Here is a 17,821-nt window from a genome sequence, read left to right as displayed (position 1 = left end):
CGTGACAGTCGTGTCAACGGCTCGTGGCCGGTACGCTTATTGCCTTCCCGGCATACCCTCGCCGGGCAAGTCGTCATTCCGGCACGATTGCGTCAAAAAAAGCAAAAAAGCCCGCCACTCAGTGTGGCGGGTCCACCACTCGGTATGGCGGGCTTTTTTGACGAACCGTGGGCTGGCTAGGAGAGTGTAAACGAAGCCTCACGGCTGGTTCGACACTTCCATTCCGGATGGCATCTGGCTTAGCGGCGCGCGACCACTAAGTGCCTACGTGCTGAGCACATCCACGCAACGCTTCTTCACCCTCATCAACTGGCTTTTCGACATGCTGGCGACGACGCCGGGGAGGCCCGGGTTGCTCGGATTGGACGGATTGGTTGGGCTGGTTCCGCCGATACCGATGCCGAGACCGGCATTGATGCCGCTGCCGACGCCGACGCCGGCACCAGCGGTGAGGCCGCTCGCCGCCGACCGATGCGCCGGCGCCAGCATTAATACCCTCGTTGCCGCCAACCGACGCCCCCAGGCCAGCATTGATGCCACTGCCGCCACCGACAGAGGCGCCAGTCCAGCGTTGATGCCACCGCCGCTACCGACGGAGGCGCCCAGTCCAGCGTTAATGCCGACGGAGGCACCAGCGCCGACACTAATTCCGCCGGCCACGCCTGGACAGCGAATTGCGCGCCAAGAAAAAGTGATGAGCTTTGATATTCGTGACGTCTGAAGCCACGATCGGACAGGTGATCGCACTGATCGACGAACTCGCGCATCAGGCACTGAGGAACATACTTGCCGTACGGTTAGTTGCAGGCTGGAATTTTGTGGGAACCTTCGCCACTCCGAGCGGTTTTTTTCTATAGTCGCAAATGCGGCGACAAGCCAAATATGAATACAAATGGAGACAAACCATGCTTAGGAAAATCCTCGCAGCGTCCGTGCTCGCCGCCGGTCTGGCTACCTCTGTGATGGCTCAGGATGCCACTGACCCAAGCGCTGACATGGGTACTGGCAGCGACAGAAGCATCGTCACCGACCCGGCCCCGATCGATCCAAACCGGGCCGATCCGAATGTTGTCGATTACGGGACCACCGGTAGCATCATGGGGCCTGAAGGCTTGAATTCCAATGCCGATCAGAACTGCCCTTTAAGCCCGCAGGGCGCGATGCCTGATGCGACGAACAAGGCTCCCGGCACGGTTTCACCGACCGTCAACGATAACCACTGCGGCAAGTAACCGGATCGAAACTTCGGTAATTCACGCTTTTGCTTTTCGGCCGCGGAGTTTCGTCCCGCGGCCAAAAGCAATTTATTCGGCAGTTCAGAAAGCTGATCGCCGATTGTGCTGGAGACTCCCCGCCCCTAACTCGCTGAAGCCTTGCGCGGCCGAGCGGCCTTTGGCTTGGTGTCCTTGGACCTGCCATCCTTGGCGGCTGCCTTCCCCTTCGTGCGAGCCGCCTTCGCTTTCGGCTTGCTCTTCTCACCGTCGATCTCGGCAGTGGCCTGGTCCCAGTGCTGCTGATGCGCGCCCTCGGGCCGACCGGCCTGTTCCCAGATCGCGTGAGCCCGCCGACGAATGCGTTCCTGCCTGTCGTCCGTCACTGTTGTCTCCCTTGCTTTCAAATCCTTGAGCGACAACTATTTAGCTGAAATTTCGATCGGCGTCTTGAACGGCCCCCAGCCTAGTCGGACAGAAGCCTAGTCGGCCAGAAGCCTAGTCGGACAGAACCGCGACACCGAGGAGTGCTGCCTTCTTGGTGATCAGCCCCGCCAGATCCGCGTCTGAGCGCTCCGTTCCAGTTCGCTCACGCACCGCTGCAATCAGCTCCTTCATCGACAACAGGGCAGTGCCCCGTTCAGCAAGCAATTTGTCTACAGATGCGGCCACATTGGCTGACTCGACATGCGGCAACATGGGAGATGCTCCTTTCCGTCCCGCGGCAAGACGATCAGCAGCCGGCGACCCGCCGGCGAGCCGCCGCCCCCTCTTGCGTCTTCCCGAGAGAGAGCGGCGGGTGCAGGTCAGTCGATGACTTGCACGATCCTGCGTGTGCCGGGGTCGACCAGCACGGTGTGATTGTCGACGACCACATATCTGTATTCCACGTCGGGAATCGGCTGAAGTTCAACCGTGTCAGGCAATGTGGAACCGACATTGAGCTCCACGCCCAGAAGGCTGATCGACGCCAGCGGCTGCCTGTCCACATATTCGCGGATTACCGTCTGCTGCTCGGGCGTGACAATCACCTGGTCTGCGGTGGCCACGCCGACACCGGCGAGCAGAATCAGCCCGGCGGCGGCAGGAACAAGGTGGATTTTCATCGTCTTCTCCTGTCTGGTTGCGGGCTCCGCCTTCCACAATCGGGGAACGGCGGGCCTGGATTGCAAACGCCCACGCAACCTTCTTGTTCCGTGAGTGGCGGCTAATTGATCGTCGCAGTGGCGCTGCCTTGGGGTGTTGCTGCGGTTAACCGCAATGACCCGCGTTCCTGTCGCAGGAACGCGGGCCGATCGGATTTCCCGATCAGCAGCGATACCGGTGGGGGAATGATATCGACTGCTTCGACAAGAACAATTAGCAATAACTAATGTTCCGGACCGAAAGCGAAAATGCTTGCCCCGTCGCGAACCGTCGCGCCGGTCTATTGTTTCGGTGGCTGCGCCGGCACGTCGCCGGGCTTGATTACGGGTGTCTTGCCTTCGTCCGGCGGCGGCACGGCCACGCCCCGATCGCCCGTCGGCGGTGGCAGCAGTACGCCGTTGCAAGGGTCAAGCGTGTCTGTCAGGCTTTTGCCACCGTTGTTGACGGGCGGCTTGTGCTGCTGGCCGTTCAGCGGTTCGGCCTGGCAGGGACCGGACTGAGAAGGCGCCTGGTTGGGTGCCTGGTTGTCCGTCTGGGCGGCAACCGGCGCCGCCAATGCCAGTGCGCCCAGCACGCCCAGCCTCAACGTGATTGGCAAGAACGCGAAAGGTTTCATGTCGAACTCCTTCCCGCGAAGGATAATCTCCTTGCCAAAGCAGGTGGGCCGCGATTGGTTCCCGCATGCGGCAACGCGCCCCGGTTCCATGCTGGCTCCGTTACTCCTGTCCGACCGACAATAGCTTTTGGCCGGCAATGAGGAAGACATGCGTTGAAGACGCAAAAAACGCTCCGTTGCGGGCGGGCATGTTGAGAAATCGTTAATCAGCGATTGCTACTATACGGGATCATGACCAAGGACCTCGGAAATGCCGTCAGGAACATCCCCAGGGAACCGGCAAGGAGCTCCGCTCTCAGCCGGTTGGCCCCGGCCTTGTTTCCCCTGGTGGTCGTTGCGCTTGGATATCTGGTCGGCTGGCAATTCTTCGGCTTCTAGAGCATCCCTCGGTTTCGCGCGAAAATCCTTGAGGCGGGCGCCGGCTGCGTCTCAGTCCGGAAAATCGAAGACCGGTTCCTCGCATCGATGGACCCGGCATTGACCGTCACGCGTCCAGACATAGGCGGCGGTCGGCACCTCGGGCCAGTCGCACTCATTGCCGAATCGGCGGACATATCGATCATAGGTGTTGCGGCCGGTCGTCAGGACGACCGCGCGCCGGCTTTGGATCAGCTGCTGGGTCTGTTCGCATGTCATGGTGCGCGCATCCGGCCGGGCGTAGGCCATGCTTGTGGCGGCAAGCAGGATCGCTGCGGCTGTCGTAACTATCGGGCGAGCTGGCATGCTATATCCTCGCGAGGGTCGTGCCTAACGCGCACCTTCGCTCGTGGTTCCGCAACCTTCAACCCGGAGTGGCATCTCTCGCGGGAAGGCTGTTACTACGGCGGTGCAATAAGACAGGCGCTCACTCCTCCTTCTCCGGCTTGACCGCTTCACCACCACCTCGAAGACGATCGCCGACACGCCGATGAGGAACGCCGCGGCCAGCGTCGTGGTGTCATCGTCGGCCGACGGAACAGCCAAGCCGGTAGCGCGGAAGTTGCACCACTGGCAATGTCAGGTACGCCGCTGCCAGCGCGCCGCAGATCGGCGACGCAACCATCTCGCGGACCTTGTGGCGGTGGCGCGACAAGGCTCTCAAAATGCCACCGGAAAGGCCGGCGACCACGACCGGCGCCTTGATGCCGAGCGTATCGAGGAGCTCGTGCACCACGGCCTCCACCCGCACCATTTGGCGCCCTTCCCGTTGTAGGCGTTCACCTCGTCGAGCTCTGGCCGCGTCATGGCGGCGACGACGACCGCTGACGGACGGCGCAACTGGTTGTGGTCGCACCAGACCTGGCGCGGGTTGTCCGGCGAAACCGGCATTGTGCATCCGGCGAGCAATAGACAGAGGATCAGTGCTTTGCCCATCGCATTGCCTCCCGCCTCGCCGCTTCGTCCAGGAGGTCGCGCGCCGCGCGTTCGGCATCGGTCGCCTCGCGGTCCATTTCGAGGCGATCCTGCGCGGCGGCGAGTTTTTCCGCCGCCTGTTTCGCCGCGTCCTGCTTCGCCCGGCTGATGCCGCCAGCGACGTAGAGGCCGAATGCCGCCGACCAGCGCGGCGAAGATTGCCATGATCGTCTTGTTGCCGGCGAGCGCGTTCAGAATGGAAAGCACAACCCACATCTCAATTGCCCTCCATTGCAGGCTGTTTTCTGACGAGGCCGGTGATGCCGTCGCGGACGACATTCATCAAGATCTTGAACCTGGCTGAGACCCCACGACGCCGATCTGAGCCCTGCGGTCTCGTCGATCGCGGTAGGCGGCTTTTAGGGGCGAATAGCGGTCCCGGGGATAAGGTTTTTGCCCCCCGTTGACAGGCAAGGCCAGCCGCGACAGCTTGCGCCCGCGCCGTCCCCGACAGGTTGCGGAAGAATACGTGCGGCTCGAACAGGATGATCGGCACGGCCCTGGGCGTCGAAGCCGTGCCCGCTGGTCTCGACATCGAGAAGGGCGTGGATCTCATCCTCGCCGACGCCGATCCTGGCGCCAAGCCTCGGCCGATCGAGATCGTCCAGGCGCCTGGAGGCGCCCTTGAAAATGGTGTCCATGCGTGTCCTCCCTCGCAGCCAGGTTGATGTTTGCGAGCGATTGTGTGAAATGAGACCAAGGGGATGACAGGGGAGGATTTGCCCATGTCGCAAGGCGAAGGAACGGCCGCGGCGCGCTGGACGGTGAAGGCCGAACTCCGCGCCGTGGGCCGCGACAAAACCCTGCTTGTGGCGCTGGCAGCGATCGTCTGTCTCTATTGCGGTCTGGTCGCCGGCCCGATCCTCTACGCGTTCCTTGCCATCCAGGGCATGGCAGATCTCTTCAAGTGACGGTGTCAGCCATTTGAGAACAGCTTCATCCGTGTCGCCGCCTGAACCGAAATTGCTTAGCCGGGATGAAACTGCTCCCATGAACCGTTCGTACCTTGTGGGAGACAAGGTGCGGGAGGGAACGTGACAATCAGGATCAGGCTTCCGGGCGGAACCCTTAAGATCAAGAAAAAAGACGAGCTGCGCCGCCGCGAGCAAAAGCGCCAGGTTCCGGTCTGGCAGGTCGGAAGTTACTACATCGTCTGGTGGCCGAGCAGCGTGTCGGATCGTCCATCCTCGATCAAAAAAAGCGAGGCACACGACCGCGCACCGGATGATCCTGACCACGCCCCGCGCTGACGTTCGCGTCGGCTTCCTTTCGGAAATAGCCCCCAGAAATAGTCAAGGCCGGCCATTGACTCTTCCGCAACGGAAGCTCTCCTATTGCTGCATTGCACAACGGGGTTGGGAGCAATGGCAGTACGTATCAGGTTGCCGGGCGGCACCTTGAAGATGAAAATTTATCGTGAATTGCGCGCCCGCGAGCGCGAGCGCCGCATACCTGTCGTCAAGATCGGTTCGGTCTATTTAACCTGGTGGTCGAACAGTCAGCGCCCTCTGGACAACCAAACGGGTGCGCCGGAGGATCGTGATCGGCCCCACCCAATGCCTTGACGCCCTCATCGGGCGTCTCCGCTCAAATCCTTCCGGAACAGTCAGAAAAACTCGCCCGTCGGCTGTTGACTCTTCCGCAAGGGAAGTTCTCCAATTGCTGCATTGCACATCAATCTTGCGGTGTACGGCGGGAGTAAACCGATGGCAGTGCGAATCAAATTGCCGGGCGGCACCCTAAAGATGAAAGTCTATCGCGAATTGCGAGGGCGGGAACGCGATCGCCGCGTGCCGGTCATGAAGGTCGGTTCGCTGTATTTTATCTGGTGGTCGAACAGCCAGCACGGCTCTCACGACAAGCCGCAAAACAGCCATCAGTAAGTACCTTGCGTTCGCGACAGATACGCCGGCGGTCCTCCTGCTCCGGTGTTGGCTCTTTGACCATTGCACATATGCGCGGTTCGCCTCGCTTGAAGGCAAGAAGAGAGCGAACGAGTGTTTCACCATCGATCTTGTCGGTCTTGGCTCGGCGACTGCGACGAGACACTGCGATAGAAGCGGGATCAACGACGTAGCTCTCGATCCCCGCCTTGCTCAGAACCCGATGGATCCAGAAGCCATCGAGCCCGGCTTCCTGGATAGTGACGACGGGGAAGTCTCGCCCCATGCGTGCTCTTGCCTTCTCTCGCACGCTATCGAAGCGACGGAACAAGGCGGATAAATCACCACTGGGGACACTGTGTTTCGACAACTTCTCGCCGCCACCTGGCGACAACGACGTGATCAGCCAGGTTGAACGGCTGAGCTCCAGCGACACGAAGATTGCGCCCAGATCAGTCCGGATAGCAGTCAGAGTTTCGGATCGGTCGGCCACTACATGCATGGTATTCCTCCACGGGGTGTTTGTTAGCAGCGTCACTCTGCCAGAGCACTCGCCGCTATCCATCCGTCCCCATGGGATCTGGTGACTGTTCACGTTCACGTCACCTCCGGAGCCGAGGTCTGTGATGGCGGTGCTGACGATATTCGCGCCCGAGCTCCTTGCGACGACACCTTCTTCGATATTGAAGTTGGCTATGTAGGCCGCACCGGCACTCGGATAAGCTGCAGGGCGCTTCGTTCTCCAGCCTTGGCAACAACCACGTGCTCGATCATGTCGCCCGACAAAAGAGTAGGGTCGGTAGACGGATGGGCTTACCGACCCTGCGGCCTCTGTGAGCCGGGCTGTCAGAACACTGAGGCCTTCGATCATCGCTAAGCTATCGACGTTCGAAATCAAGTCAGACGTCGTGACCTGAGCCCCGTATCCGTCGCAACAGGTCCAGCCGTTACACTGTAAAGGCCAAGGACACCGGTTGAAACCTCTGTCCAGAAATATTCACCGACATCAATTTTCCTGCCGAGTACGACTGCAGCGGCCGAATCGGCCAATCCCGCCGACGCCGCGAAGCTGAAGCTCGGCGCGACTGTGTACGAGCCAGGCGCTGTGATCAGAACCTGCGTCAGCGACGCTTCGCGGGGCTTTCATGGAGCAAGCCTGATGGCCCGACCTGCAACTGGCGCCGTTCGAACGCGAACCCGTGCGTCTGGCGACCACGGCCAACATCTTCCTACGAGGCCTGCAGGCCATCGGCGGCGTGCCGTGCGAGGTTGGCGACCGGGTGCTGGTAAACGACCAGGCCGACCAGAGACAGAACGGCATCTACACCGTCAGCGAAGGCGAATGGTTCCGCGCCGTCGACGAGGCTTGAAAGGTTGCATCGCGCGCCCGCAGGACAGGCGGTCCATGACGTGTGTGCGTTTTGGAAAGATCCGCCCCTAATGCATGACGCGCATAAGTGTGCAGCGGTTTTGCTACAACGACATGCATAATATCAAGCGAGTCGCATGAATCCGTTCAAACGCGACGCGCTTTGAGGCGCGGAAGAGACGCGGTTGGTTCAGCCGGGGTCTTGTCCTGTGAGCGCTCAAAAAACGCTACGGCCTATGGCAATTCGCCAACGCGCCGTCTCTTTGTCCAGCTTGCGATTGTCAGCCCGAACGCCATGCCGCCGCAGTCGGCAACCCAGTCGAACGCATCCATATCGCGTCCTATCAGCTGCGCGCCCTGGAGAACCTCGATCGCAGCACCCGTGAAAGTGAGGAGAACGATCAGCCTTACCTTGCGTTCGGGCCAGCCGAGGCTTCCCAAGGCCGCCAACACGGCGAAGGCCGCGGCGTGGTTGAGCTTGTCCTGATGGGCGGCCCAGCCGATATCCGGCGTGAGCTGCGCCGGCAGAAAAGCGAGCAGGAGAACGCCGGCCAAGGTGACCAGGAAAACGATCCTTGCCGCCACCGGATAAGAGTCTGAACGCAACAAGATAAGGTCAATCCTTCATCTGAAAAGTCTAGCTGGCATGGCCCGGCAGGCACCACCGCTTGCGCGACGATTTGGAGGCTACAGCACACCATAGGCTACCATCATGACCACAATCAGACCACCGGCTGATGACAGCGCGATAGCAGAAGAACTCCATGCTTTTGTCAAAGATTGACTATGACCAACGAGGGTATCAGCCAGCTTTCAAAGAGCTGCCGACGCATGCCGAATGGGTTGCATGGCACCGCGCGCATGGAAGCGAATGACTGAGCCAGAGTGGGGGAGGCATGGTTAACAGCCAACGGCGATGACAGGCAGGCCTAGGCGTCATCCACGGCGTTCTCCATTCGTGGAGGTTTGAGGGGTCGGCTGAACCTAGGCAGAACCGCTGCCGCCTGAAGCCTGATTCATGTCGATAGAAACGCACCTTATCGTCTTGTTTGACCACGGTCTTTCCGAATCAAAGGCCTCGGTCATCAAGCCGAAAGAAACCATGTCTCATTTCGTGAGGCGTGGTGCCCATGTTCCGCCGCAATGCCGCCGCACTTGGCAAGGTATTCGGCCCTTTGGGCTTAAAAGGAGAACCTTTACATGATCAAGAAAGCCATTGCCGCCGCGCTTCTGACTGCCGTTCTGGCAGGGTGTGCGCAGACCGAAGGGCAGCAGAGGGCCACCACGGGCGCTCTGGTCGGCGGCGCGGGCGGCGCTCTCGTCGGTCAGGCCATAGGCGGCAACACCAAGAGCACGGTCATCGGTGCAGCCAGCGGCGCCCTGCTTGGTGCGGTCGTCGGCAGCGCCACGACGCCGCAGCGGCGCGGCGAACAGCTTTGCCGCTACCAGGATCGCAACAGCGGCCGCATCTACACCGCGCCTTGCGACGACCGCTACTACAGCGGCGATTATTGAGCGACAGCTCTCCCCGTCACCATACGTGGAGAAGGTCCCGGCAGGGGATGAGGGGGCAGCGCAAAATTCTGAAATGCTGGCACCGCCCCTCACCTGCCTGCCGGCATCCTCCCGTAAACGGGGCGAGGGACGCATCTTCGGCCTCGATGCATTCTTTCCCCCTGATGCTTGGTCCTTACCCTGATCGGGGATCGGCGCTATCGTCCGTTCCGACATGGGGGCGACGATGCAATTTTTGATGACTTCGCTGCTGGTTGTTTGTTCGGCTTCCGCACACGCCAGATAGGCTGTCAGTGTCGAGAGAATCGGCGAATGCCTGGTCTTGCCGGTGGCCGCAGTCGAGAATCACGTCAAAGCCATTTTCGAGGTAACCTTGGACAAGGCCGGCAAGGTCAAATCGATCACTGTTGTTTCCTATGAACCACATTCAGAGGCGGCGGCAGAAGCGGCCCAGCGAAATCGATCCAGAGGTGTTCGCCGGCAGACGTCAAAGCCAGTCCGATGCGACTCACCGTGGATTTGAGCAAATTTTGATCGTAGCGCAGCTTCACCAGCCCTACCTCCCCCCAACCACGCCACTTCTCCAGCGCCGCCAGTTGCGCCTCATCCAGCGTCAGAAACCCCATGATGTGCTGCACCACTTCGGCCGGGCATTGCTCAAGGCGCTGTGCAGTTCGAGCCGTCTTCGTCTTGGCCACTGAGACATAGTCGAGCCGTGCCTTGCAGGCAGTGGCCGGATCGGTGATCTGCTGCAGCGCCCCCAGACCCGAGCGGCGCACGGCGTTTCCTCGCGCACCGCGGCATCGTGATCGCCCTCGTAGCCGCGCCAGTTGAAGCACGACACCGGGAAGGAGCGGAAGCCGCTCTCCCTGGCGGCGGCCTCCTCGTCCTCGATGACGTGATAGGAGGCGAACGCCGTGTCGAGATATTGGTAGGTGTCTCCCAACCGGTACATCCTGCGCTCGTCACGCGGCTGGATGCACTGGATTAGCGCGATCTTCGTCTCGCATTTCGAGGGGTCGTCGACCAGCACCTTGATCCGCGCCGGCATCATAGCCAGGAGCTGCGCCGCCTGCCGCGATGTGCGCTCATAGCGGCGGTGGAAGGTGTCGACCTACCCCCAGCGGTTGCGCGAGAGATAGCCCTCGACCACGGGAATCGAGGCATAGCGGTCGGCGTGCCGCCAAAGCCTTCCTCGACATAGAGATAGGCCGGGCCGTAGCGCACGACATTGCGCAGGCAGGCCTGCGTCGCCGGCGCGAAATTCGAATTGGCGGAGTACTGCAGCGCAAACAGGAAATCGCGTAGCGCTTTCGCCCATTCCTTTCCTCGTCGGTCTCCTCGTCGTTCATGGCGGCGGTCGACAGCCGTGCCATTTTTCCGACTGCGGGATGATCAGGCTCTCCAGCCCGGCGGCCAGCCGGTTGGCGGCCGCGTTGATGGTGTTGGCGTAGACACGGGCGCCGCGCCGCTCCTGCGGCTCGGCCTTCGAGGCCGCGCCGGCTTGCCGGCCCCAGATGTCGGGCGCGTCGGGATCGCAGATTTCCGACACGGCCTCCCAGACAGCCTCATGCTGGCTGCGCTCGGTCTCGAGTTCCGCCTGTCGCGACAGGATAGCATGGGCACGGGAATCGCTCGTCATGGCATTCTTTCTTCGGGTGGTGTCGCCTGTTCGAAGCCCAGATATTGTCAAGGCCAGGTCGAATTTTGTTCGCTTTTGCAATGTTCAACGGGGGCGCGCGGCGGGCCTTAAGGAGATCGATGTGACAATGACGGAAAGCCTGCCCGGTACCTTGAAGAGACGCAGCAAACAGGCTGCAAAACGGCTGCTCGGCTACGACTCCCGCAACTGGCTGCGCCTCAGGCAGATCGAGGCGTTCACCGCGTTTCTTGAAGCGGACGGCCGGAAATCTTCCCCTGTGATCGAGGTTTCGCCCGGCTGGAACCGCTACTGGAAGACGCTGTGCTCCAGCTATACGTCGGTCGATTTTCCCGAATTCGACATCTGCAAGGACCGCACCGAGAGGCAATATGCGATCGTCATCGCCGATCAGGTGCTGGAGCATGTGCAGCGGCCGCTGGCCGCGGCTGAGAATATCCACGCCATGACAAGGCCGGGCGGCTGGGCGATGGTGGCGACGCCGTTCCTGTTCAGGGTGCATGCCAGGCCGCACGATTACAACCGCTGGACCCCCGCCGGCCTGAAGCAGTTGCTGTTCGAAGGCGGCTTTCCGGAAGCCGGCATAGAGGTGTTCAGCTGGGGCAACAAGGCCTGCGCAAAAGCCCATATCGGCGGACCAGTACGCTCCTACGGCATGTGGCGCGACCTCTCCAACGACGAAGAATACCCGCTGATGGTCTGGGCGTTTGCGCGGAGAGCGGGGTGAGTGGTTGAGAGCTTAATCTCCCGCCTTAGCTGCCGTCACAAAGTCAATGGCGAGTGAAGGAGCAGCCGACTTCGGGCGATCCGCCGGCATCATCCACGTAGCCCATCCGGATCGGAACCGGCGCTCGCGCGTTTGCAGTTTAGCCAATGGGAGCGAAGCCATGAATGTCGCCAATCTGCAACTCGAGGGCCTGCTGATGGCCGTCGCCTCGATCAATCAGGTCCTTGTCCGCAAGGGCGTGCTCTCGGTCGAGGAGATAGACATCGCCCTGCGCAAGGCCGAGGCCAGCGAGACGAGCGAGGAACGGTCCGAAGGCATGTCGGCGTCGAGCCGCGATGCGGTCAATTTCCCGATCCGGCTGCTGGAACTGGCCAATCAGTGTCAGCCGGAGGCGGATATGCCGTCATTCTCGAAACTGGCGCGCATGGTCGGCCAGATGAAGGAGCCCTACAACGACCAGATGTGACGCCCCTCCCCGCACCAGCGGGCCGACCGCAGGATCAGCTTGCGGACCGAGGCTTCAGCGTCAGCACGCGGCCAGGCCCGTGCGCGGCGGCAAACAGCAGGCCGGCGAGGAAAGTAAAATGGTCGACGAAGAAGCCGAACTCGGCCTGGTTGCCGGCCCAGTGCGACGGCCCGTGGAAGGCAAAGCCGAGGAAGATGACGTAGACGGCGGTAACGAGCGCGGCCGGCGTGAAAAAGGCGCCGGTCAGGAAGCACAGCACCAGCACCACTTCGAGCAGCGCCGCGCACCAGGCCAGGAACAGCGGGAACGGAAATCCGGCGGCGGCGATGTAGCCTGCGGTGGCGCCCATATCCATGAACTTGAAGGCCACCGCCATCACGAAGATTGCCGCGAAGATCAGCCGGCCAACGAGGATTGCCGCGGTCTGCCACGGTGATTGAACGGGTGATTGAGCGATTTCCAACGACATGACGTCCTCCAGTTGCGACGGGTTTCGCCCCAAGGACGATACACCAGCCGCAAACCCGACACGCCGCCCCTGAGAAACTTGGCCGATACAAACGGCCTGCGGGCGGGCCTTGCAGGACTTGGGTTCCTCGCCCCCACGAAAGTGGGGGAGAGGTGGCCGCGTAATCGGCCGGAGAGGGGGCTTTCGTAGGGCGCGGCCCCCTCTCCGTCTCGGCTTCGCCGAGCCACCTTGTATCTACACGAGAGAGATTTCGTGGGATTAGAGCGATTGAGCCAAGGTCCGGGTGGCTGCCCGGACCTTGGCTTGGCGAAGTCGCCCGTACCACCTGAGGTTACAGCCGCGGGAGAGCTTGGGATCTTCGCCTTCATCGCGCACGACCGAACAGTCGCTTGGTTCCAACCGTACGCACAAGGCAGGTTACCGTGAACAGGATTATTTGTGGAGTTGATGTTTCGAAAGATTGGCTGGACGCGCATGTCTGGCCTGGCGGAGCGGCAGCGCGCTTCGCCAACGACGCGGCGGGGATCGCAGCTCTCTGGCTGTTCTGCCGCAGCCATGACGCAGTCCTTGCGGTGATGGAGGCATCGGGCGGCTATGAACGGCTGGGGTTCATGCTCTTGTGGGCGCACGGCATGCATGCCGTGCGGCGTGGTCAATGCCAAGAGCGTGCGCCGTTTCGCCGAGGCGATGGGCTATCTTGAGAAAACCGACAGGATCGACGCCGCTGTCATCGCCCATTATGGCGTAGTCAAGAACACGGTGCCGACGCCACCGCCAAGCGCTGCCCAGCAGCGGCTTGCCGCGTTGGTTGGCCGACTTTGCCAGATTGTCGGCGATGCGACCATCAACAAGCAGCGTAGAAGTGCCGCACGCGACGCCGTGGTATGCGCCAGCATCGAGGCGATGCTGGTCTTCCTCAAGCGCGAGCAACGGCGGCTGGAAGGCGAGATTGCCTTGATGATCGATGACGATCCGCTGTGGGCCAGGCTGGAGCGGGCCTTTCGTTTGCTCAAGGGCGTGGCCGGACGCACCGTCGCCCGCCTGATGGCCGAACTGCCCGAGATCGGCCTCATCTCCAACAAGGCCATCGCCAAGTTGGCAGGCCTCGCTCCCTTCGCCAACGATAGCGGCAAGCGCACCGGCAACAGGCATGTGCGAGGCGGACGCGCCGGGCCGCGTGGTATCCTCTTCATCGTCGCAGCCATCGTGGCCAAATTCGATCCTCATCTCAAAGCTTTCGCGCAACGGTTGCAACAGGCGGGAAAGCCAAAAATGCTCATCCGCATCGCACTCGCCGGAAAACTTCTCGTCATCCTCAATGCAAAAGCACGCGATGCGCGCAACGAGTTCGCAATTGCAACTTGACACCCCAGATAGTCGCTCTCCCCCACCTTCGTGGGGCGAGGACCCAGGTCAGATCTACTCCGCCGCGTGGTGGCTGATTGAATCCCGCACCGTGCCGTACTGGCTGCCCCAGCGGTCGGTCATGTCGCAGCGGACATCCCACAGCTCCGGAAAGAAGCGGTGGCGGGCGCCGGCCGCCAGCAGTTCGACTGGACGGCCCTTCAGCGACTTGGAGCCCAGCCCGATCGAGCGATGGATGAGGTACAGATGGTTGGCGCGGAATTTCTGGAACAGCTCGTCGAATTCGATCATCGCCTCGGCGACGACATAGCTGTCGCCGTGGTCATACCTGATATCGTAGACATCCTCGACCGAAAGCCCGCGGCCATCGAGATAGGACGCCTTGAAGGCCCGCCACAGATCCGGCGGCATGCGCAAGAGCAGCTTGAAGCCCGGCGATTCCTGGCCGCTGCCATTGCCGAGCTGCAGCCGGATCTCCTGGTATTCCTTGGGTGACATGGTTTCGAGCAGGTCGAGCTGCGCCGTCATCATGCGCATCAGCCGATGCACGCGCCCCATCAGCGTGACGACGCGGTGCGTGTTCTGCTGCTCGAGGAAGTCGACGACGTCGACCAGCGTGTAGGTAATGAGCTTCATCCACAGCTCCTCGACCTGGTGCACGATCTGGAACTGCAGCTCGTCGGCATTGACCATCTCGGCCAGCGGCTTCTGGCAGGCGAGAAGCTTGTCGCACTTGAGGTAGACGCCGTAGTCGCGCATCTCAGGCGTTTCGATGCGGGCGTAATAGTCCGGCTTGTGCATGGCAGCTGCTCCTTGTGCCCGGCCCGTCGGCTCAGGGCATCTGTTCGGTCCGAGACCGTAGTGTAGTCGCTTTCGGCTTGAATATTGTTCCTTTCTGTTATTCAAATAGCAGGAAATGAAGGACGAAAGTCAGCCATTGTGTCAACTTTGGAGAACGATTGGTGGTGCCGGATGCCCTCGACCTCAGGATTGTCGCGGTGCTACAGCGTGCGAGGGCGCGTCGCCAGATCCCGTCCATCGATCCTTCCCGGCCATTGCGCACCCATCTGCGACATGCGAGTCTGGCAAGGTCTCATCATGGGAGTCTCGACATGTCCCTTCGCCCGATTGCGTTGACCTCGGCAGCGATGATGCTTGGCTTCACAACTTATGCCCAGGCCCGGCCGGACACCCGAGCCATGACCTGCCGACAGACGCAGGCGCTAATCCAGAGCCATGGCTCGGTGGTGCTGACCACAGGTCCGAACACCTATGCCCTCTACGTCCGCCAATACAGCAGTGCGTGTAACTGGTCGGAAATCCCGGCGGTCGCATATGTGCCGACCCGCGATGGCCAGTGCCAGGTTCATGGATGCAGGGAGCCGCTCTACACTCCTCCCGGCTGACGGGCTCACGCCGGGCGACCAGCCGCGCTGCCGATTGACGGCGCGCTTGCCGGGCGCACCACAACAGGAAAGCACATGGCTCGGCGACTGTCTTTCAGGGCGCGCCGCTCTGCCTTGATTTTTTTCTTGTTGTTGTTCAGGAACAGAAAAGGCAGGACGATTAGCGGGTTTGAGGCGGCCATAGGAGAACGATTGGTGCTGGATGCCCTCGACCTCAAGATCGTTGCGGCGCTGGAGCGCGACGCGCGAATCTCCTTCGCGGTGCTCGCCGACGAGGTCGGCCTGAGCAAGACGCCGTGCTGGAAGCGGGTCAAGGCGCTGGAGGACGCCGGCGTCATCCGCGGCTACTCGACCCGCGTCGACCCGGCGAAACTCGGCCTCGGCATCGAAGCCTTCATCCAGGTGACGATCGATTTCGAGCTTTCCGAGGCCTTCGAGGCCGCGGTCCAGGCACACCCGCTGATCCGGCGCTGCCACGCCACGACAGGCGAGGCCGACTATCTCCTGCAGATCGTGACGGTCGACATGACGGCGCTTGACAGGATGCTGCGCGTCGAACTCAGCCGACTGCCCGGCGTGCGCCGCACGATCACCTCGATGGCCATGCGCGAGATCAAGGGCGACATTTCTTTCGCCAATGCCGTCGGACATACGCAGAAGATGCCTTAGCCGGGATGGTTCAGGCTGCGGTTTTGTCGGGCTTGTCTATCCATCGTGCCGGACTTGGGGCCGGAACGATGCGCTCGTCCTCCCGCGATCCGGCATCGGCTTTCCGCTTTGGGCAGTCCTCGTAGCCGTGGTCGCGCCCGCCGCAATACGCGCAGCATTTCGCGGGGATATCGGGGCGAAGCATTGTCATGCATTGAAATGCACATGGCGCCCGTTCGGTTGCGTCGGCACCGTCACATTTCGCTTACATTAGCGATTTTGCCGCTGAAACCCGAAATTTCAAGGCGTGTAGCCCAGCGCGGCCAGGACCGACAGCCCTGCAACCAGGCCGATTGCAATAACAATGCCGAAATGCCGTTCCAGGAATCTGGGCGGCCGCTGCCAATGGTATCCCATATCTGAAACTCCGCCGCGTAATCTGGGGCGGATCGTTCAGGCGTCAAGGCCGGCGGCCCGACAGGCGGTAGACAGGCAACCGCCATTGTCCTTATCGTGGTTCACATCGGAACGTGGGACGGACTCATGCCCGAACATTTTTCATCGGCGGGCGAAAGCCATTACCAGCCCGCTGCGGCACCCGACCCTCGCCTGGCCTTCGTTTACGCGGAGGCGGTGCGTGGCCTCCAACACCAGCAGAATGTGGTGGAGAGCCTCAACACGCGCGCCGGCAATCTGATCTTCGCAACCGCCTTCGTCAGTTCCCTTCTCGGCGGCAGGACTCTGGCGGAGGGACTGGGCCTGTGGGGCTGGCTGGCGCTGGCGCTGCTTTTCCTGATCGGGCTGCTGGTCGTGATCATGTTGTGGCCCTACTACAATCTTACGTTCCGCTTCGATCCGGAGCAGCTGCTCCACGACTTTGTCGATCAAAATCCTTCTGAAACCATGGACGGGATGCACCGCGCGCTTGCGCTCCGCATCAAAACCGACATGGCCAGCAATTGGCGGATCATTCAACGCCTGCGCATCTCGCTGCAGCTTGCCCTGTTTCTCTTGTTGCTCGAACTTTTGGCGTGGCTGTTGGCGATTGCGCGCGTCTAGGCTCAGGACCCGTCCATCCAGCAGGGTTTCGCAGCCGACGGTACTCAGGCAGGTAACGGCATCAAGCGGCTTCATGTGCGGAAGAGAAAGTGTTAGACAGCGTCCACTTCCTCTACTCCCGCTTCGTCTAATGGTAGGACAGCGCCCTTTGAAGGCGTGAATCGTGGTTCGAGCCCATGAGCGGGAACCAGCATCGCCCGTGCCGGGCGATCGGCAAGGATGGTCGGGCGGACAAGGGAACCCTATAACGACCAGATGTGACGGAGGACGACATGGCCGACGACAAATCCAAGACCAAGCAGGATCGCAAGCTGGTTTCCAGCGAGCAGCCTTACGAAGTAGCGGCTTTTGCGAAAAAATACGGCATACCGCCGAGCGAGGCCGCGACCATCATCAAGCGGTACGGGCCTTCGAGGAAGAAACTCGACGCGCATATGGCGAGCCGCAACGCCTGATCCGCATCCGGCAGCGTCGCGGGTCAAAGGAACCTCGCATTCCAGGAGCCGATCGGTGCCGTGGCCTGCCTCGCAGTGAACCTGTGAACGCTGCCATGCGGCCCGATCCGGACCGTTCGGCCGGCATGACCATGCCGCCGGCTTTCGGTATGCTATTGCCATCGACCGGATTCAACGTCAGGTTTCAACAACACAACACCTCGTTTACTTCGAGACGCTACCAGTCCGGCGAAGATTCGTTGGGGAGGCCGGATGTCGGACCGTGCATTGCGCTTTGAATGTGTCATGGAGCCAAACAGCCGGTGGATGGTCTGGGACACCAGAATCGATCAGCCGGCCCAGTTTTCGGCACTTGCGCTGATCGGTCTGCGTCGCGACGAGGCGGCTTCGCTCTGCAACCTTCTGAACGAGACCGGCTCCGAGACAGGCTTGAC

26 protein-coding genes, 1 tRNA gene and 3 pseudogenes are annotated in these 17,821 nt (G+C 61.4%); 16 read left to right on the top strand and 14 right to left on the bottom strand.

Features of this window, described 5'->3' with window-relative positions:
* Positions 1-264: 264 nt before the first annotated feature.
* A complete protein-coding gene (locus tag AC0NID_RS17525) occupies positions 265-489 on the bottom strand; it encodes a hypothetical protein (RefSeq protein ID WP_473455268.1) in 225 nt (74 codons plus the stop codon).
* Between the two features lie 416 nt (positions 490-905).
* Between AC0NID_RS17525 and AC0NID_RS17520 the strand changes: the two genes are divergently transcribed.
* Complete coding sequence (locus AC0NID_RS17520) at positions 906-1,232, top strand: hypothetical protein (protein WP_473455270.1); 327 nt, start codon at positions 906-908, stop codon at positions 1,230-1,232.
* 125 nt (positions 1,233-1,357) lie between these two features.
* Here AC0NID_RS17520 and AC0NID_RS17515 read toward each other — a convergent pair whose 3' ends face one another.
* From AC0NID_RS17515 to AC0NID_RS17490, 6 genes and pseudogenes are all read right to left on the bottom strand, one after another.
* Positions 1,358-1,597, bottom strand: coding sequence for a DUF2934 domain-containing protein (locus AC0NID_RS17515; RefSeq protein ID WP_473455271.1), 240 nt, complete (start codon positions 1,595-1,597; stop codon positions 1,358-1,360).
* A 112-nt stretch (positions 1,598-1,709) separates the two neighbouring features.
* The gene (locus AC0NID_RS17510; protein WP_126043069.1) at positions 1,710-1,910 is read right to left on the bottom strand and encodes a hypothetical protein; all 201 of its coding nucleotides are present in this window, start codon (positions 1,908-1,910) and stop codon (positions 1,710-1,712) included.
* 107 nt (positions 1,911-2,017) lie between these two features.
* Positions 2,018-2,317 (bottom strand): DUF1236 domain-containing protein, encoded by a 300-nt coding sequence (locus AC0NID_RS17505; RefSeq protein ID WP_473455272.1) that lies wholly within the window; start codon positions 2,315-2,317, stop codon positions 2,018-2,020.
* Positions 2,318-2,637: 320 nt separating this feature from the next.
* Positions 2,638-2,973 (bottom strand): hypothetical protein, encoded by a 336-nt coding sequence (locus AC0NID_RS17500; RefSeq protein ID WP_473455273.1) that lies wholly within the window; start codon positions 2,971-2,973, stop codon positions 2,638-2,640.
* A 429-nt stretch (positions 2,974-3,402) separates the two neighbouring features.
* Positions 3,403-3,696, bottom strand: a complete 294-nt coding sequence (locus AC0NID_RS17495; RefSeq protein WP_473455274.1) for a hypothetical protein — start codon at positions 3,694-3,696, stop codon at positions 3,403-3,405.
* Positions 3,697-3,840: 144 nt separating this feature from the next.
* Positions 3,841-4,144, bottom strand: a pseudogene (locus AC0NID_RS17490) (hypothetical protein); the annotation flags it as partial.
* Between the two features lie 354 nt (positions 4,145-4,498).
* Between AC0NID_RS17490 and AC0NID_RS17485 the strand changes: the two are divergent.
* From AC0NID_RS17485 to AC0NID_RS17465, 5 genes are all read left to right on the top strand, one after another.
* On the top strand, positions 4,499-4,669 hold the full coding sequence (locus tag AC0NID_RS17485; protein WP_473455275.1) for a hypothetical protein: 171 nt from the start codon (positions 4,499-4,501) through the stop codon (positions 4,667-4,669).
* A gap of 181 nt (positions 4,670-4,850) precedes the next feature.
* Positions 4,851-5,033 carry a hypothetical protein gene (locus AC0NID_RS17480; RefSeq protein ID WP_473455276.1) on the top strand — a complete coding sequence of 61 codons (183 nt, stop codon included), beginning with the start codon at positions 4,851-4,853 and terminating at the stop codon, positions 5,031-5,033.
* A 57-nt stretch (positions 5,034-5,090) separates the two neighbouring features.
* Positions 5,091-5,276, top strand: coding sequence for a hypothetical protein (locus AC0NID_RS17475; protein WP_473455277.1), 186 nt, complete (start codon positions 5,091-5,093; stop codon positions 5,274-5,276).
* Positions 5,277-5,399: 123 nt separating this feature from the next.
* A complete protein-coding gene (locus AC0NID_RS17470) occupies positions 5,400-5,615 on the top strand; it encodes a hypothetical protein (protein WP_473455279.1) in 216 nt (71 codons plus the stop codon).
* 114 nt (positions 5,616-5,729) lie between these two features.
* Complete coding sequence (locus AC0NID_RS17465) at positions 5,730-5,930, top strand: hypothetical protein (RefSeq protein ID WP_473455280.1); 201 nt, start codon at positions 5,730-5,732, stop codon at positions 5,928-5,930.
* Positions 5,931-6,246: 316 nt separating this feature from the next.
* Here the strand turns inward: AC0NID_RS17465 and AC0NID_RS17460 are convergent.
* Positions 6,247-6,750 (bottom strand): annotated as a pseudogene (locus AC0NID_RS17460) (transposase); the annotation flags it as partial.
* Between the two features lie 697 nt (positions 6,751-7,447).
* Between AC0NID_RS17460 and AC0NID_RS17455 the strand changes: the two are divergent.
* Positions 7,448-7,618, top strand: coding sequence for a hypothetical protein (locus AC0NID_RS17455; RefSeq protein WP_473455281.1), 171 nt, complete (start codon positions 7,448-7,450; stop codon positions 7,616-7,618).
* Between the two features lie 233 nt (positions 7,619-7,851).
* On the opposite strand, the gene AC0NID_RS17450 is transcribed toward AC0NID_RS17455, so the two are convergent.
* A complete protein-coding gene (locus tag AC0NID_RS17450) occupies positions 7,852-8,226 on the bottom strand; it encodes a VanZ family protein (RefSeq protein WP_473455282.1) in 375 nt (124 codons plus the stop codon).
* A 591-nt stretch (positions 8,227-8,817) separates the two neighbouring features.
* Between AC0NID_RS17450 and AC0NID_RS17445 the strand changes: the two genes are divergently transcribed.
* Positions 8,818-9,132 (top strand): YMGG-like glycine zipper-containing protein, encoded by a 315-nt coding sequence (locus AC0NID_RS17445; protein WP_126043094.1) that lies wholly within the window; start codon positions 8,818-8,820, stop codon positions 9,130-9,132.
* A gap of 401 nt (positions 9,133-9,533) precedes the next feature.
* On the opposite strand, the gene AC0NID_RS17440 is transcribed toward AC0NID_RS17445, so the two are convergent.
* The 3 genes from AC0NID_RS17440 to AC0NID_RS17430 form a co-directional block, all read right to left on the bottom strand.
* Complete coding sequence (locus tag AC0NID_RS17440) at positions 9,534-9,758, bottom strand: hypothetical protein (protein WP_473455283.1); 225 nt, start codon at positions 9,756-9,758, stop codon at positions 9,534-9,536.
* Positions 9,746-10,186, bottom strand: coding sequence for a hypothetical protein (locus tag AC0NID_RS17435; RefSeq protein WP_473455284.1), 441 nt, complete (start codon positions 10,184-10,186; stop codon positions 9,746-9,748). The genes AC0NID_RS17440 and AC0NID_RS17435 overlap by 13 nt, the downstream gene beginning before the upstream one ends.
* Positions 10,187-10,480: 294 nt before the next feature.
* Positions 10,481-10,774, bottom strand: coding sequence for a portal protein (locus AC0NID_RS17430; protein WP_473455285.1), 294 nt, complete (start codon positions 10,772-10,774; stop codon positions 10,481-10,483).
* A gap of 127 nt (positions 10,775-10,901) precedes the next feature.
* On the opposite strand from AC0NID_RS17430, the gene AC0NID_RS17425 reads away from it, so the two are divergent.
* Positions 10,902-11,519, top strand: coding sequence for a methyltransferase domain-containing protein (locus AC0NID_RS17425; RefSeq protein WP_473455287.1), 618 nt, complete (start codon positions 10,902-10,904; stop codon positions 11,517-11,519).
* Positions 11,520-11,679: 160 nt separating this feature from the next.
* Entirely contained in the window at positions 11,680-11,985 is a 306-nt protein-coding gene (locus AC0NID_RS17420; protein WP_127293368.1) for a hypothetical protein, read from the top strand.
* A 34-nt stretch (positions 11,986-12,019) separates the two neighbouring features.
* Here the strand turns inward: AC0NID_RS17420 and AC0NID_RS17415 are convergent, their stop codons facing one another.
* Positions 12,020-12,454, bottom strand: a complete 435-nt coding sequence (locus AC0NID_RS17415) for a DoxX family protein (protein ID WP_473455289.1) — start codon at positions 12,452-12,454, stop codon at positions 12,020-12,022.
* Positions 12,455-12,876: 422 nt separating this feature from the next.
* Here AC0NID_RS17415 and AC0NID_RS17410 point away from each other — a divergent pair.
* Positions 12,877-13,819, top strand: a pseudogene (locus tag AC0NID_RS17410) (IS110 family RNA-guided transposase).
* A 54-nt stretch (positions 13,820-13,873) separates the two neighbouring features.
* Here the strand turns inward: AC0NID_RS17410 and AC0NID_RS17405 are convergent.
* Positions 13,874-14,620 (bottom strand): tryptophan 2,3-dioxygenase family protein, encoded by a 747-nt coding sequence (locus AC0NID_RS17405; RefSeq protein WP_473455291.1) that lies wholly within the window; start codon positions 14,618-14,620, stop codon positions 13,874-13,876.
* Positions 14,621-15,018: 398 nt separating this feature from the next.
* On the opposite strand from AC0NID_RS17405, the gene AC0NID_RS17400 reads away from it, so the two are divergent.
* The 5 genes from AC0NID_RS17400 (at position 15,019) to AC0NID_RS17380 (ending at position 17,387) form a co-directional block, all read left to right on the top strand.
* The gene (locus AC0NID_RS17400) at positions 15,019-15,225 is read left to right on the top strand and encodes a hypothetical protein (protein WP_473455292.1); all 207 of its coding nucleotides are present in this window, start codon (positions 15,019-15,021) and stop codon (positions 15,223-15,225) included.
* A 195-nt stretch (positions 15,226-15,420) separates the two neighbouring features.
* Complete coding sequence (locus AC0NID_RS17395; RefSeq protein WP_473455293.1) at positions 15,421-15,894, top strand: Lrp/AsnC family transcriptional regulator; 474 nt, start codon at positions 15,421-15,423, stop codon at positions 15,892-15,894.
* Positions 15,895-16,416: 522 nt separating this feature from the next.
* Entirely contained in the window at positions 16,417-16,932 is a 516-nt protein-coding gene (locus tag AC0NID_RS17390) for a hypothetical protein (RefSeq protein ID WP_473455294.1), read from the top strand.
* Between the two features lie 116 nt (positions 16,933-17,048).
* Positions 17,049-17,122: transfer RNA gene (locus tag AC0NID_RS17385), tRNA-Gln, on the top strand.
* 82 nt (positions 17,123-17,204) lie between these two features.
* Positions 17,205-17,387: a DUF3606 domain-containing protein gene (locus tag AC0NID_RS17380; RefSeq protein WP_473455295.1), complete on the top strand. Its 183-nt coding sequence runs from the start codon at positions 17,205-17,207 to the stop codon at positions 17,385-17,387.
* Positions 17,388-17,821 lie beyond the last annotated feature (434 nt).

The organism is Mesorhizobium sp. WSM4821 (assembly GCF_055901555.1).
This window is presented reverse-complemented; position numbering and strand designations above follow the sequence as displayed.

Coding starts and splice junctions, on each gene's coding strand:
- AC0NID_RS17525 (WP_473455268.1), bottom strand. CDS start 489: ATGCTGGCGCCGGCGCATCGGTCGGCGGCGAGCGGCCTCACCGCTGGT.
- AC0NID_RS17520 (WP_473455270.1), top strand. CDS start 906: ATGCTTAGGAAAATCCTCGCAGCGTCCGTGCTCGCCGCCGGTCTGGCT.
- AC0NID_RS17510 (WP_126043069.1), bottom strand. CDS start 1,910: ATGTTGCCGCATGTCGAGTCAGCCAATGTGGCCGCATCTGTAGACAAA.
- AC0NID_RS17505 (WP_473455272.1), bottom strand. CDS start 2,317: ATGAAAATCCACCTTGTTCCTGCCGCCGCCGGGCTGATTCTGCTCGCC.
- AC0NID_RS17500 (WP_473455273.1), bottom strand. CDS start 2,973: ATGAAACCTTTCGCGTTCTTGCCAATCACGTTGAGGCTGGGCGTGCTG.
- AC0NID_RS17495 (WP_473455274.1), bottom strand. CDS start 3,696: ATGCCAGCTCGCCCGATAGTTACGACAGCCGCAGCGATCCTGCTTGCC.
- AC0NID_RS17485 (WP_473455275.1), top strand. CDS start 4,499: ATGCCGCCGACCAGCGCGGCGAAGATTGCCATGATCGTCTTGTTGCCG.
- AC0NID_RS17480 (WP_473455276.1), top strand. CDS start 4,851: ATGATCGGCACGGCCCTGGGCGTCGAAGCCGTGCCCGCTGGTCTCGAC.
- AC0NID_RS17475 (WP_473455277.1), top strand. CDS start 5,091: ATGTCGCAAGGCGAAGGAACGGCCGCGGCGCGCTGGACGGTGAAGGCC.
- AC0NID_RS17465 (WP_473455280.1), top strand. CDS start 5,730: ATGGCAGTACGTATCAGGTTGCCGGGCGGCACCTTGAAGATGAAAATT.
- AC0NID_RS17445 (WP_126043094.1), top strand. CDS start 8,818: ATGATCAAGAAAGCCATTGCCGCCGCGCTTCTGACTGCCGTTCTGGCA.
- AC0NID_RS17440 (WP_473455283.1), bottom strand. CDS start 9,758: ATGGGGTTTCTGACGCTGGATGAGGCGCAACTGGCGGCGCTGGAGAAG.
- AC0NID_RS17435 (WP_473455284.1), bottom strand. CDS start 10,186: ATGATGCCGGCGCGGATCAAGGTGCTGGTCGACGACCCCTCGAAATGC.
- AC0NID_RS17430 (WP_473455285.1), bottom strand. CDS start 10,774: ATGACGAGCGATTCCCGTGCCCATGCTATCCTGTCGCGACAGGCGGAA.
- AC0NID_RS17425 (WP_473455287.1), top strand. CDS start 10,902: ATGACGGAAAGCCTGCCCGGTACCTTGAAGAGACGCAGCAAACAGGCT.
- AC0NID_RS17420 (WP_127293368.1), top strand. CDS start 11,680: ATGAATGTCGCCAATCTGCAACTCGAGGGCCTGCTGATGGCCGTCGCC.
- AC0NID_RS17415 (WP_473455289.1), bottom strand. CDS start 12,454: ATGTCGTTGGAAATCGCTCAATCACCCGTTCAATCACCGTGGCAGACC.
- AC0NID_RS17405 (WP_473455291.1), bottom strand. CDS start 14,620: ATGCACAAGCCGGACTATTACGCCCGCATCGAAACGCCTGAGATGCGC.
- AC0NID_RS17400 (WP_473455292.1), top strand. CDS start 15,019: ATGACCTGCCGACAGACGCAGGCGCTAATCCAGAGCCATGGCTCGGTG.
- AC0NID_RS17390 (WP_473455294.1), top strand. CDS start 16,417: ATGCCCGAACATTTTTCATCGGCGGGCGAAAGCCATTACCAGCCCGCT.
- AC0NID_RS17380 (WP_473455295.1), top strand. CDS start 17,205: ATGGCCGACGACAAATCCAAGACCAAGCAGGATCGCAAGCTGGTTTCC.